Below are 14,034 nucleotides of genomic sequence, written 5' to 3' on the forward strand. Positions count from 1 at the left end.
ACTTTTTCACTTTTTCACTTCGCACCTTCGTGCATCCACCATCCCACCACCGCACCACACTCCGCTTCCCCGATCTAGCCCAGGAAGCCGGCTTCCTGGCCGACTACGCCCGACAGTCGCTGGCAACGGTGCGGGCGGCGATCCTGTTGGGGACGTTTGTGTATGGGCCGTTGTTCGGGTACCTGGACTGGATCCAGCAATCCAATGCCATGTGGGGGATCTGGGGGATCCGCGCCGGCACCTGCGTCCTGGCTGCCGGGGTCTATCTTGCGTCCTACCAACCGTTTTTCATCCGCTGGATGCAGGAAATTCTGAGCGCCACGATTTTCCTCGCCGGCGTGGGATTGATGGCGATGATCCTGCTGGACACCTCGCCACGGGCCTACATCGACGGCCCCGTTTTGCTCGTACTCCCCGGCTATGTGCTCATGCGGATCCGGCTTGTATATGCTTCGGCGGTCGGGTTATCCCTGCTGCTGGTCTATGTCCTCATCATCTACCTGAAAGAAGACCTGCCCTTCGACACCCGCGTCGGCAGCGTGTTATTCCTGTTCGCGGCCAACCTGATCGGGATGACGGCCGGCTACGCCATGGAGACCTACGCGCGGCGGGATTTCTGGCAAAAGCGCGTGATCGATGCCGAGCGGCGGGCGAAAGAGGAGCTACTGGACGTCCGCACCCGCTTCTTCTCCAACATCTCCCACGAAATTCGCACCCCGCTGACGCTCATTCTGGGGCCGCTGGACGATCTGATGGCCGGCGGCGGTCTGCCCGAGCCGGCGCGGGTGTCGCTGGATTTGATGCGACGCAACGGACGCCGGCTGCTCGGCCTCATCAACCAGTTGCTGGACCTCTCCCGCCTCGACGCCGGCCGGATGCCCGTCCGAACCCGCGAGGCCGACCTCGCCACCTTCCTGCATGACCTGTGCCTCCGGTTCGCCCCCCTCGCCGAGCGGAAGGGCATCGCGCTGTCGTTTGAGTCCGCCGAGGCCACGCTGCCGGCCGTCTTCGACGCCGAGAAGCTGGAGGTCATCGCCTCCAACTTGCTCGCCAACGCGCTCCAATACACCCCGGCCGGAGGCGTCGTCCGACTTTCTATGACAGTGGATGCGGAGGATCGGGTGCGGCTTGTGGTGCGGGACTCCGGCGCCGGCATCCCCGCCGGCGAACTGCCGCACATCTTCGATCGATTCCACCGCGTCGAGCAGGCCTCGGCCGCACACCCGGGCGCCGGCATTGGACTCTCCCTCACGCGGGCGCTTGTCGAGCGGATGGGCGGGACGATCGAGGCCGAAAGTACGGTTGGGTTCGGGAGCGTCTTCACCGTCCGCATCCCCCGGCGGGTTGCCGGCGAACCCGAGACGCGAGAATCTGATTATTTCTTGCATCACGATGCCGAGGTGGAGGCGGCTGCCGAACACAATGCGCCGGCCGGAACGCTGGGCGTCGCGCTGGTGGTGGAGGACAACGCCGACATACGCGCCTACATCCGCCGCAGCCTCGAAGCGGACTGGGCGGTTTCGGAGGCAGCCGACGGCAGGGCCGGCCTGGAAGCCGCGAATCGCCTCGTGCCGGATGTCATCGTCACCGACCTCATGATGCCGGGCCTCGACGGGATGGACCTGTGCCGCACGATCCGCGAAGACGACGCCCTGGATCACATCCCCATCCTCGCCCTCACCGCCCGCGCCGACGTCGCCAGCGAACGCGCCGGCCTGGAGGCCGGCTTCGACGACTACCTCGTAAAACCCTTCGACGGAGCCACCCTCGCGGCGCGGGTGCGCGCCGTCGTGGAGCGGTATCGCCGGCTCCAGGCCATCTACAGCGAACACATCACCGTCGGGCCGGCGCGGACCCTTGTGCAATCGGCGGAGCGGGCGTTCCTGGAGCGTTGGCAGGGCCTGTTGGAGGAACGAATGGGTGAGGCCCATCTCAGCGTGGGCGATCTGGCGGATGCGATGGGGATGAGCGTGCGGCAGCTCCAGCGTAAGATCACCCAACTGACCGGTACATCGCCCAATACAGCGTTGCGGGATTTTCGGCTGGAGTGGGCGCGACAGCGGCTGACGCAAGGGGCCGGCACAGTGTCGGAGGTCGCTTATGCCGTGGGATTCACCTCGGCGTCGTATTTTACGAAGTGTTACCGCGAACGCTTCGGCGCGGCGCCGACGTTGGAGGGATGACCTGGCGTGATTCCGTCGTCATCCCCCGACCTGATCGGGGGAAAGACGAAACGCGGGAAAGACGAAACGTGGGAAATGCGATAGAAACAGCCCTTAATACGTATCAACCCTTACTCACATGCACCCATCCCATCTCCCCGCAGTCCTCTGGATAACCCTCATCCTCTTCCTCGCCGGCTGCCAGTCCACCCCCGAGCCCGAAGCCCGCTGGTGGCGCGGCAACCTGCACACCCATTCGCTCTGGAGCGATGGAGACGACTATCCAGAGATGATCGTGGGGTGGTATGTCGCGAACGGGTACGACTTTGTGGCCCTTTCCGAACACAACGTGATCGCCCAGGGGGAGCGGTGGAGCGAGGTGGACGAGAATCGGGGCGGCCGGCCGGCGTTTGATCGGTATCTGGATGAATTTGGGGAGGGATGGGTCGACCAGCGTGTCTCCGGCGATACGTTATTCGTGCGGCTGCGCACGCTCGATGAATTCCGCCCGCTGTTCGAGGCGCCCGACAGTTTCCTGGTGATCACCGCCGAGGAGCTGACCGACGGGTTCGGAGGGAAGCCGGTACACATCAACGTGACCAACATTCAGGACTTCATCCCGCCGCAGCGGGGAGGGTCACTACGCCAGACGATGCAGAATAACGTCGACGCCGTGCTGCGTCAGCGCGATTCGACGGGGGTGCCGATGTTTCCCCACATCAACCACCCCAACTTTGGCTGGGCGATGACGGCGGAGGATCTGCTGACGCTGCGGGGCGAGCGGTTTTTTGAGGTCTATAACGGCCATCCGATGGTGCATAACGAGGGCGATTCCCTCCGCCCCGGCACCGAGCGCATGTGGGACATCATCAACACCCGCCGACTGCTCAACGGAGACCCGATCCTGCTGGGGCTGGCCGTGGACGACAGCCACAACTACCTGGAGATGGGTCCCGCCCAGAGCAACGCCGGCCGCGGCTGGGTGATGGTGCGGGCCGATACCCTTTCCGCCGTGGCGCTCGTGACCGCCCTGGAGGCCGGCGACTTCTACGGCACCACCGGCGTGGAGCTTGCGGACGTCCGCTCCGACGCCTCCGGTCTGTCGCTGGAGATCCGCCCCGAGCCCGGAGTCACCTACACCACCACCTTTTACGGCACCCTCGCCGCCCACGACACCACCAGCACCCCCGTGCAGCTGCCGGACGGCGCGTACGTGAGCCGGCACTACAGCGAGGACGTCGGCCAGGTGCTGGCCACATCGGATGAGTTGAATCCGCGGTACGATTTCACCGGGGCCGAGTTGTACGTCCGGGCGAAGGTGGTGTCGTCGAAGCCGAAGGAGAATCCGTACCGGGAAGGAGAGATGGAGACGGCGTGGACGCAGCCGGCGGTGCGGTGAGCGTTTGATCGTTCAGAAACCGTTGAGATTTTCTGTTCTCCCAATTTCGAGCGGCAGTTCTTTGCCTTATAGCCTCGAATTTCTGGGATCGTCTTCCTCGCGAAAGCGGGGATCCATGCAAATCTGTATGAATGGCTTGGATCCCCAATCAAGTTGGGGACGACGAGAGGAGAGCAAAAGCAAGATCTCAATAGTTTCTGAACGTTTCTCCGTTTACGTGTACGGACGAGATCAGGGGATCCCAACTTCGTCGAGGACCTGCACAATCCGCTGTAACATGGAGTCCATTGTCAGCGGGGCTCTGGGATCTCTACTACGATCCCGTGGGTGATTCGGATCAACTCCAGCATCACCTGGCGTTCGGTCCACTCGGGATGGGTGCTGCGCAGCCGGGCGCAGGCAAGCTTCCGCACGCGCTCGCTCAATTCCATGGCCACCCGCACTTTCTGCGCACCGGGCATCCGTCGAAAGATTTCCATCTGGACGGTGACGGCTTCCGGGCTTGAGTCGGTCATGTGGACGTTGGATGGGATTTGGGATACCGGGAATGCTTCAATCATCGCGGAATGGACGCAGGTTGATATGCCGGCAGGACCGGGAGTTCCAGCAGCGATACGACATGAATTCCGTTATTGATCTGCCAGGGGATTGTCAACGCCATGCCCGCCACGCCCACACCCCCACCAACCCCAGCATGACGAGCCGCAGGACCTCACCTGCAATCGGAGCGAGCCCCAGATACGCGGTGGTAGCCGGCGCGGCGAAAGCGTAATAAATGCCGGCGGCCGCCGCGGCGAGGCCGGCGAGCATTCGGACCGGCGCGATGCGGAAAATCCCATTGATCGCGGCCACAACGATAAAACTGGCCGCGGCCGCGCCGAAGACTTCCAGGTACACGGAGGGTGCGGAGGCGATCGGGCCATTTTCCGTGAGAAAATACCCCAACACGAATCCCGGGAAGGCGCCGGCGAAGACGCCGTAGGGCGTAGCGATCCAGCGGGTAGAAGTCCGCCCGGGGCCGATGGCCTGGTGGAGGGATTTCTGCGGCGCGAGGTCCAGGCAGCCCTTCGGCACACACCGCACACACGACGCGCAGCGGGTGTCCTTCATCGCCACCAGCGGGTGTTGACCGTAGAGCTTCTCGACAGGGAGGACGGGGCAGAGGGTGTTGCAGAAGCCTGCTTTTTGTGGGTAGATCGCGCCCAGTCCCAGGGCCAGGGCGCCGACGGCCAGGATCACGATTCCCAGGATCGCCCCTTCTTCGTTGAACAAAAACCGCCGCGCCGGCACCAGGATCAGCAGCAGGGCGATGCCGGCCGTGCCGAGGGTTTTCTGGAGTGCTGCCGGCATCGTTCGCGCGGCGAAAAGCCCATTCGGCAACATGTTCAGCGTCGCCAGCGGGCATAGGGCGCGCCAGATGAGCGGGGAGAGGAGAAACGTGGCCGGCAGGATGGGGATGAGGACGTTCCAGAGCAGCCCGAGCGCCGACTCCGGCGCCGAGAACAGCCCCACGATCAGCGCCCCCGTCACCAGCAACCCGAGCCCCTGCGCGAGGCGCCAGCCGGCGGAGAGGGATTGAGAGGTGGTGCGCAGCGCGATGGGCATGGAGTCGAGGAATCGCCGTGGGATGGTCGGGGCGAGGCCAAGATAAAACGCGGGTCCCGGGGGTGGTTGAGAGGGGGATTCCTACACAACGCTCCTGCGTGTTGAAGCGTCATCGCTGCCATGTCGCCCCGTCATCCCCAACCCCGATTGGGGATCCATGCAAGCCCATAGTAATGCGCAAAATCTGCCCGGAACAGCATGTTAGGTAGTCTCGCGCCTTCTATGGATCCCCGCGTTCGCGGGTATGACGATGATAGACGTTTTGCAGATTCCTCTACATCTTTAAACCCTAAACCCCGACCATTAAACCCTCTCACCCATCCGTCACGCACCCGTGCGAGGCGTCGCTGACATTTTTGATGTACTTGTACAACGTCCCGCGGGTGGCGGGCAGGGGCGGGGCGATCCAGGCGGCGCGGCGGCGGGCCATCTCCTCAGCCGAAACAGCGACGGAGATCGACTTCGCGTCGGCGTCGATCGTCACGACGTCGCCATCCTTCAGCAATGCGATGGGGCCGCCCTCCTGCGCCTCCGGGACGACGTGGCCGATGATAAATCCGTGGCTGCCGCCGCTGAAGCGGCCGTCGGTGATGAGGGCGACGCTGCTGCCCAGGCCGGCGCCCATGAGGGCGGAGGTGGGCGTCAACATTTCCGGCATGCCCGGACCCCCTTTCGGGCCCTCGAAGCGGATGACGACGACATCGCCGGCCTGGATCTTCCCCTGTTCGAGGCCGCGGAGCATGGCCTCCTCGCGGTCGAACACCCGGGCGGGGCCGGTGAACACCAGGCCTTCTTTTCCGGTGATTTTCCCCACCGAGCCGCCGGGGGCGAGGTTGCCGCGGAGGATGTAGATGTGGCCGGTGGCCTTGATGGGGTTGGAGATCGGGCGAATGATCGGCTGGCCGGCCGGCAGCGCCGGCGCGTCGGCCAGATTTTCGGCGATGGTTTTACCCGTCACCGTCATTGCGTCGCCATGCAACATGCCGGCTTCGAGGAGGAGCTTCATCACCGCCGGGATCCCGCCGATGTCGTTCAGGTCCTGCATGACGTATTGCCCGCTTGGCTTGAGATCCGCCAGGAACGGCGTTTCGTCGGAGAGGCGCTGCATATCTTCCAGCGTCCAGGCGATATCGAACGCGTGCGCCATGGCCAGGAGGTGGAGGACCGCGTTGGTCGACCCGCCCGTGACGAGCACCACCCGCATCGCGTTTTCGAACGAGGCGCGGGTGACGATTTTGCGGGGGGTGAGGCCCTGTTCGAGCATCGCCTTGAGGGCGAGCCCTGCCGAGCGGCATTCGTCGATTTTGCGGAGGTCGATGGCCGGCAGGCTGGAGCTGAACGGCAGCGAAAGCCCCATCGCCTCGATGGCCGAGGCCATCGTGTTGGCGGTGTACATCCCGCCGCAGGCGCCGGCGCCCGGGATCGAGCAGCGGACGATGTGCTGGCGTTCGGCCTCGTCGATCTTGCCCGACAGATAGGCGCCGTAACTCTGGAAGGCGCTCACGATATCCAGTTTTTCCCCCTTTTTGGAGAACCCGGGCTGGATGGTGCCGCCGTAGATCATGAGCGCGGGGCGGTCCAGCCGGCCCATCGCCATCACACATCCCGGCATATTTTTGTCGCACCCCGGGATCGCGATCAGCCCGTCGTACCACTGGCCTCCCATGATCGTCTCGATCGAATCCGCGATGAGGTCGCGCGACTGGAGGCTGTACGACATCCCGTCCGTACCCATCGAAATCCCGTCCGACACGCCGATCGTGTTGAACCGCATCCCGATCATGCCGGCCGCCTCGACCCCCTCGCGCACCGCGGCGGAGAGGTCCAGCAAGTGCATGTTACACGGGTTCCCCTCGAACCAGACCGACGCGATGCCCACCTGGGCCTTCTGCATGTCGGCCTCGGACATCCCGGTGGCGTAGAGCATGGCCTGCGAGGCGCCCTGGGACTTGGGCTGGGTGATGGTTTGGGAGTGGCGGTTGATGGAAGGCATAGGGAAAATGCAAAAGGCAAAATGAAAAATGAAAAATGGAATGTGTGTGGGTGAAAGCTACGCGATGGGGGCGAAATGCAATACACCAGGTCCGTAGGATTCCTTTGATCCCGAGAATCTTTATATTCGGTTCTACTTACCTCACCATCCACCCCCACCAACGATCATTGCGCATGAAATCCGTTCGTTCGGTTCTGATCGCCAGTTCTCTGTTCTTCTTCATCGGGTGCCAGCCGGCCGCCGAACCCGTAACTCCTACCGCGGCGCCCGAAAGCGCTTACGAGACGGTAGGCAGCATCGAGCGGGCCGATCCGCGGCTCGACGCCGTCGTGCCGGCGGATGCGACGCTAGAGGTGCTGGCGGACGGATTCGCGTGGTCTGAAGGGCCGGTCTGGGTGCCATCGATGGGCGCGGTGCTGTTTTCGGACATCCCCAACAACACCATCCATAGCTGGAGCGAGGACGAAGGTCTCGGGGTGTACCTCCGGCCGGCCGGCTTTAATCTCGAAAATCCTCCCGGGGAAGAGCTGGGCACCAACGGGCTGTTCCTGGATGCGGACGGCCTGCTGCTGATGGCCAACCACGGCCTGCGCGGAATCACCCGGCTGGACACGGCCAATTTCACCCACAAGATCCTCGTCGATCGATACGAAGGCAAGCGGCTCAACAGCCCGAACGACCTTGTGCTTCGGGCCAACGGCGACATCTTCTTCACCGACCCGTCGTATGGCCTGGAAGGGCGGGAAGAGAGCCCGATTCGTGAGCTGGACTTCAACGGGGTCTACCGTCTTACGCCGAACGGTACGCTTAGCGTGGTCACCAGAGCTTTCCAGAATCCGAACGGAATCGGGCTCTCTCCGGACCAGACGATCCTGTACGTCGCCCAGTCGAACGGCCAGGAGCCTGTCATAAGGGCGTACGACATCCAGGCCGATGGGTCCGCGACCAACGAGCGTATCTTCTTCGACGCCTCGGAGCTGAATGCCGAGACCGGCCGGCGCGGTGGGTTCGACGGGTTCGTGGTGGACGCCGCCGGCAACATCTTTACGTCTGGCCCCGGCGGTGTGCTCGTGTTGACGCCGCAGGGCGAATACCTGGGCACGTTGCTCACCGGGCAGGCCACGTCGAATGCCACGTTCGGCGGGGACGGCTCCGATTTATTTATCACGGCCGATCGGTATCTCCTGCGCGTGCGGACAAGCACCCGCGGGATCGGTTTCTAGCGCTCACGATCCACCCACAAACGGAACGCGACATGAAACTACTCTACAGAACCCGCGCCGCGATCGGTCGGCTAACCCTGGGGCTAATGGCCCTGACGACGATCGCCGCGATTGGCGTGGACGACTACGAAACGCTGAAAGTAGGCCAGAAAGCGCCGGCGTTTAGCCTGCCCGGCACCGACGGCGAAACCTATACCCTCGATAGTTTTTCGGACGCGGAAGTCCTGGTGATGATCTTCACCTGCAACCACTGCCCGACGGCCCAGGCGTATGAGGAGCGGATGAAGCAATTAGTAGTCGACTATCAGGATCGCGGCGTGGCTGTCGTGGCCGTTTCCCCGAACGATCCGGCGTCCGTCCGGCTCGATGAACTGGGCTATACGGACCTCAGCGACTCCTTCGAGGAAATGCAGATTCGGGCGGCGGACATGGCCTACAATTTCCCGTACCTGTACGACGGCGAGACACAGGAAATGTCCAAAGCCTACGGCCCGGTGGCGACGCCTCATGTGTTTGTGTTCGACCGAGACCGCGTGCTCCAATATATCGGCCGCATCGACGACGAGGAGCGGATTGGGAAGGCAAAAACCCATGACCTGCGCGATGCGCTGGAGGCGATGCTCGCCGGGAGGCCCGTCGCCAACGCAACGACCAAAACGTTTGGTTGCTCGGTGAAATGGGCGGACAAAACCGGCGACGTCCAGCGCGCCGTGAAGCGGTGGCAGGAAGAACCCGTGTCGGTCGAGACCATTACCATCGAAGGCGTCAAGGACCTCATGAAAAACGACACCAACAAGCTCCGTGTGATCAACATCTGGGCGACGTGGTGCGGGCCGTGTGTGACCGAGATGCCCGAATTCGTGGACATCAACCGGATGTACCGCGGACGCCGGTTCGAACTGATCACCATCAGTATGGACGGCCCCGAGCTGGCGGAAGACGTGCTGGACGTCTTGAAACGTAACCACGTGTCGTCCAAGAATTACCACTTCGCCAACGAGGACGCGTATGCGCTCATCGAGGCGCTGGACCCCGAATGGCCGGGCCCGATTCCGTACACCGTGCTCATCAAGCCGGGTGGCGAAATCGTCTTCCGGCAGCTGAGTAAGATCGACCCCCTCGAACTCAAACGCGAAATCGTCAACCACGTCGGTCGGTATTACGACTGACGTCCCCCATCATCCTACCAACAGCATGAAAGAGCATTTGCCGTCCCGTCGGAGCGCCATCAAGAAGCTGGCCGGCGCCGCCGCCATCGTGTCGACTACCGGGTTCAGCACGGAGTACGACCGCCAGCGGGATTTTAAGCTCGCGGGCAATATCAAGCACTCGGTCGCCCGCTGGTGCTTCCGGAACTTCTCGATCCCGGACCTCGCGAAAAACGCTAAGGAGATGGGCATCACGTCCGTCGAGATCCTCCAGCCGTCGGAGTTCGGCCCCCTACTCGAACTGGGCATGACCTGCGAGATGACGGTGGGTGTCGGCTCGATCGAAAAAAACATCAACCGAATCGAGAACCACGCCGAACTGGTCCCCCAGTATCTCCAGCATATCGACCTCGTGGCGGATGCCGGCTTTAAAAACCTGATCATGTTCTCCGGCAACCGCGACGGTATGGACGATCATGAAGGGCTGCGCAACTGCGCGAAGGCCATCAAACAGGTCGTCGGCCACGCCGAAAAACGCGGGGTGCTCCTCAACATGGAGCTGCTCAACAGCAAGGTGAACCACCGGGATTACATGTGCGACAACACCCAGTGGGGCGTGTCGCTGGTCGATATGGTGGGCTCGGATCACTTCAAGCTCCTCTACGACATCTACCACATGCAGGTGATGGAGGGGGACGTAATTCGGACGATAAAGGACTACAAGGACTACTTCGGCCACTACCACACCGCCGGCAACCCCGGGCGTAACGAGATCGACGACACGCAGGAGCTAAATTACCCGGCCATCATGAGAGCCATCGTCGAAACCGGCTACCAGGGGTTCGTCGCCCAGGAGTTCGTCCCGCTGCGCGACCCGATGACGTCGCTCCGCGAGGCCATCAAAATCTGTGACGTGTAGGCCCGGGCTCCAAACCCTCTGGCCGGCGTACAACGCCCTGTTATTCACCAACACCTGACTTCTATGCGCGAATACGCGATGTCACCTTCCGTACCGGTCGCCGAAAGCGGCGTTGATGTACGGGCCGATTTTATCATGCGGACCTACAGCCACCTCTTCGGGGCCATGCTCGGGTTTGCGTTGATCGAGATCATCCTGTTCAAAACCGGGTTGGCGGCTACGATTGCATCGACCCTGATGGGCGTCAACTGGCTATTTGTTCTCGGTGGATTCATGATCGTAAGCTGGTTCGCCAGCCGCACCGCCATGCAGGCGGAGTCGTCGGCGTCGCAATACGGCGCCCTGGTGGCGTTTGTCGCGGCCCAGGCCATCCTGTTTGTGCCGCTGTTGTACGTCGCGGATAGGACGGCGCCGGGCGTCATCAACAGCGCGGCGATCGTGACGCTGCTGGGCTTCGCCGGCCTGACGGCTGTCGCCATCCTCACCCGGAAGGACTTTTCCTTCCTCGGCGGCATCCTGCGTTGGGGCTTCATCGTGGCGCTGGTGCTGATCGTGGCCGGAGTGATCTTCGGGTTTGAACTCGGGACGTTCTTCTCGGTCGGCATGGTGGCGCTCGCCGGCGCGGCCATCCTGTACGATACGTCGAACGTGCTGCATCATTACCCGGCGGACCGGCACGTGGCGGCGTCCCTTGCGCTGTTTGCATCGGTCGCGCTGATGTTCTGGTATGTCCTGCGGTTGTTTATGTCTCGGGACTGACCGGTTGGGGCCAGGCAACGGGTAATCCATGTGGCATATGTCATGGTAGGGGCGAGTCTGAGACTCGCCCCTACGTATTTTGCCCCGGTGGTATCTGCCGCGTCCGTATCCGCCCGTCCGTAACGCACCCCCGCCGGCGACGACGTATCGATGCCCCCTCCCTATACCGCATCCAGGACATCCATGACGCACCGACTGATCGCCTGTTTATTCCTTTTCGCCATCGCCAGCCCAGCCCTGGCGCAACGCGCGCCCGATCTGCGCGGGTGGAAGACCAACACCGACAAGCGCTCGATTGAACTCGACGAACTGATGTCCGGCGGCCCGCCGAAAGACGGCATCCCGGCCATCGACGCGCCGCGTTTTGTGTCTATTTCTGCTGCTACGGTGTGGCTGAAGCCGCAGGAGCCTGTCGTGGCCGTAATCCTGGGCGATGCCGCGCGCGCTTACCCGCTCCAGATCCTGACGTGGCACGAGATCGTGAACGATGTCCTGGCCGGCACGCCGGTGACCGTCACGTTCTGCCCCCTCTGTTACGCCGCCATCGCCTTCGACCGCCGGCTGGAGGGCGCGACCTACTCGTTCGGAGTGTCAGGGATGTTGCGGTATTCGGACATGGTGATGTACGACCGGCAGACCGAGACGCTCTGGCAGCAACTCAGCGGCGAGGGTATCGTGGGCGATCTCACCGGCGCCACCCTCCGCCAGATTCCCGCGCAGATCGTCTCGTTCGAGCAGTTTCGGGCGGATTATCCTACCGGCGACGTCCTCTCCCGCGAGACCGGGTATGTGCGGGACTACGGCCGCAACCCCTACGCCGGCTACGATAACATCGACGAGCGCCCCTTTCTATACCGGGGTCCGGAGGACCGCCGGCTGAAACCCATGGAAAAGGTAGTGACGGTTAGCCTCGGCGGCGTCGAGCGGGCCTACCCGCATGGCATCACGCGGCGCGTCGGCGCCATCAACGACGCGGTTGGTGGGGAGGATATCGTCGTCTTCCACGGCAGCGGCGCCGTTTCAGCGCTGGACGACGCCGAGATCAGCGCCTCGCGGGAGATCGGGACGACGGGGGTTTTCCTGCGCACGGTGGAGGGGCGGATGTTGACGTTCCGTTATGAAGGAGACCGATTCATCGATGCCGAAACGGGCAGCGTGTGGTCGGCCCTGGGGCGGGCGGTGGAGGGGCCGATGGCCGGCCGGCGCCTCGAACCCATCCCGCACGGCAATTACTTCGCCTTCGCCTGGTTCGCGTTTATGCCCGGCACGACGGTATATGCGGAGTGATGGTTTGCCCAACAGAAGGGGTCCTGGTTTAAGCAGCCCCTCGAATGAAATGTCATCCCGAGCATGTCGAGGGACCTCCCGAACCAACGCGGAAAGGATGAAAGAAGGGCCATCACGGTCGGCCGGGAGTTGGCGAATCAGTACAACCTGGACTGGACATCACCTTCCTCTTCCAGTCACCGCGAAACCGTAAACACCGCTCGCACCTCCTCGCTCTCCCGATACCCATACCGTATCGCCCGGGCGCGCACGACCGTTGTGCCGTTAGGTAGCGACAGCGGTTTGTGATAGAGCAGCCACCGCGCCGGCTCGGCGTCCCCGAGGGCATAGGCGATAGAGGCGCCCTGGGTGGGGCTCTGGAGCATGACGAGCACCGGGCCGGCGAACGTCCCGCCCGAGGGCGTGTCCGCCGGCGCGACATGGTCGGCCGCGTTCGGGATGAACAGCGGCGGCTGCGTGACCGGCTGTACGCCGCCGGGCCACATCGAGGCGACCATCACGTCTTCCGATATCGCCCCCATATCTCCACTTTCCACCCGCCACGCGTCCAGCGCCGCCCGGAGGCGGGTTTTGACGCCAGCGAAGGCCGGCTCGTCGGCCAGGTTGCGGATTTCGTGGGGGTCGGTTTCGGTGTCGTACAGCTCCTCCGGCGGCCGATTGGGCATGAACCACACCCTTTGCGCCCCTGTCAATCGGCCCTCGGCGTGAAAACGGAGCAGGAGCTTCATCGTCTCGTTCCGGTTTTCGTAGGGGATGAACTGGACGTAGGGGAGGTCGGGATAAAAATTCTGGATGTACTTGAACCGGCGGTCACGCACGGCGCGGACCCGGTCGTACGCCTCGTCGTGCCGGTCGCGTGCGGCAAAGACCACATCGCGGGGGGCGGACCGGCTCGGGCCGAGGAAAGGCCGGCCCTGGAGGTGGATCGGGAGGGGCACGCCGGCCAGCGAGAGCACGGTCGGCGCAAGGTCGATGGTGCTGATGAGCTGCGGGTCCACCGTGCCGGCCGGCAACTCCCCGACCCACCGCACGATCAGCGGGATCAGGATGCCAGAGTCGTACAGCCACCGCTTCGCGCGCGGCATGCCATCGCCGTGGTCGCTCCAGAACATCACGATCGTATTCGTGAGCAGCCCGTCGGCGCGGAGGTTGTCCAGGATGTCGCCGGCCCAGGCGTCCATCGCTGCGATGTTGTCGTACATCCGGGCGAGGTCCTCGCGGACGACCGGCTCGTCGGGGTAATAGGGCGGGACGCGGACAGCGGCGGTGTCGGTCCGGATGGGCTCGCCCGGGCGGGGCCAGACGTGCGATTCGTGGGTGCCGGTGTAGTTGAAGACGCTGAAAAACGGCTGGTCGGTGCTGCGACGGTTCTGGTAGTGGGCGCCAGGGCCGGACTCGTCCCACGCGGTCAGCGGTTGCCGCGGGTCGGTGTGCGGCGCGAACTGGTAGTCCGTCTTGGCGTCGTTCGTGGTGTAGTAGCCGGCGGCCCGCAGGGATTCGGTAAACGCTTTGACGTGGGGAGGGGGCACGGCCGAGTAG

Annotated in this window: 11 protein-coding genes; 7 read left to right on the forward strand and 4 right to left on the reverse strand. The window is 63.5% G+C overall.

Features of this window, described 5'->3' with window-relative positions:
- On the forward strand, positions 1–2,183 hold a 2,183-nt coding region (locus tag SH809_18470; protein ID MDZ4701703.1), incomplete at its 5' end, for a response regulator.
- Positions 2,184–2,301: 118 nt separating this feature from the next.
- Positions 2,302–3,561, forward strand: coding sequence for a hypothetical protein (locus tag SH809_18475; GenBank protein MDZ4701704.1), 1,260 nt, complete (start codon positions 2,302–2,304; stop codon positions 3,559–3,561).
- 290 nt (positions 3,562–3,851) lie between these two features.
- On the opposite strand, the gene SH809_18480 is transcribed toward SH809_18475, so the two are convergent.
- From SH809_18480 to ilvD, 3 genes are all read right to left on the reverse strand, one after another.
- Positions 3,852–4,076: a hypothetical protein gene (locus SH809_18480; protein MDZ4701705.1), complete on the reverse strand. Its 225-nt coding sequence runs from the start codon at positions 4,074–4,076 to the stop codon at positions 3,852–3,854.
- Between the two features lie 136 nt (positions 4,077–4,212).
- Entirely contained in the window at positions 4,213–5,166 is a 954-nt protein-coding gene (locus tag SH809_18485) for a hypothetical protein (protein ID MDZ4701706.1), read from the reverse strand.
- Positions 5,167–5,479: 313 nt separating this feature from the next.
- A complete protein-coding gene (gene ilvD / locus SH809_18490; protein ID MDZ4701707.1) occupies positions 5,480–7,159 on the reverse strand; it encodes a dihydroxy-acid dehydratase in 1,680 nt (559 codons plus the stop codon).
- A 173-nt stretch (positions 7,160–7,332) separates the two neighbouring features.
- Between ilvD and SH809_18495 the strand changes: the two genes are divergently transcribed.
- From SH809_18495 to SH809_18515, 5 genes are all read left to right on the forward strand, one after another.
- A complete protein-coding gene (locus SH809_18495; protein ID MDZ4701708.1) occupies positions 7,333–8,382 on the forward strand; it encodes an SMP-30/gluconolactonase/LRE family protein in 1,050 nt (349 codons plus the stop codon).
- 32 nt (positions 8,383–8,414) lie between these two features.
- Entirely contained in the window at positions 8,415–9,551 is a 1,137-nt protein-coding gene (locus SH809_18500) for a redoxin domain-containing protein (protein ID MDZ4701709.1), read from the forward strand.
- Between the two features lie 25 nt (positions 9,552–9,576).
- Positions 9,577–10,449, forward strand: a complete 873-nt coding sequence (locus SH809_18505) for a TIM barrel protein (protein MDZ4701710.1) — start codon at positions 9,577–9,579, stop codon at positions 10,447–10,449.
- Between the two features lie 63 nt (positions 10,450–10,512).
- Entirely contained in the window at positions 10,513–11,208 is a 696-nt protein-coding gene (locus SH809_18510) for a Bax inhibitor-1 family protein (protein ID MDZ4701711.1), read from the forward strand.
- Between the two features lie 183 nt (positions 11,209–11,391).
- Complete coding sequence (locus SH809_18515) at positions 11,392–12,495, forward strand: DUF3179 domain-containing protein (protein MDZ4701712.1); 1,104 nt, start codon at positions 11,392–11,394, stop codon at positions 12,493–12,495.
- A 176-nt stretch (positions 12,496–12,671) separates the two neighbouring features.
- Here SH809_18515 and SH809_18520 read toward each other — a convergent pair.
- Positions 12,672–14,034 (reverse strand): sulfatase-like hydrolase/transferase (locus SH809_18520; GenBank protein MDZ4701713.1); only part of this gene is annotated, 1,363 nt, incomplete at its 5' end.

Source organism: Rhodothermales bacterium, assembly GCA_034439735.1.
Lineage (GTDB): Bacteria > Bacteroidota > Rhodothermia > Rhodothermales > JAHQVL01 > JAWKNW01.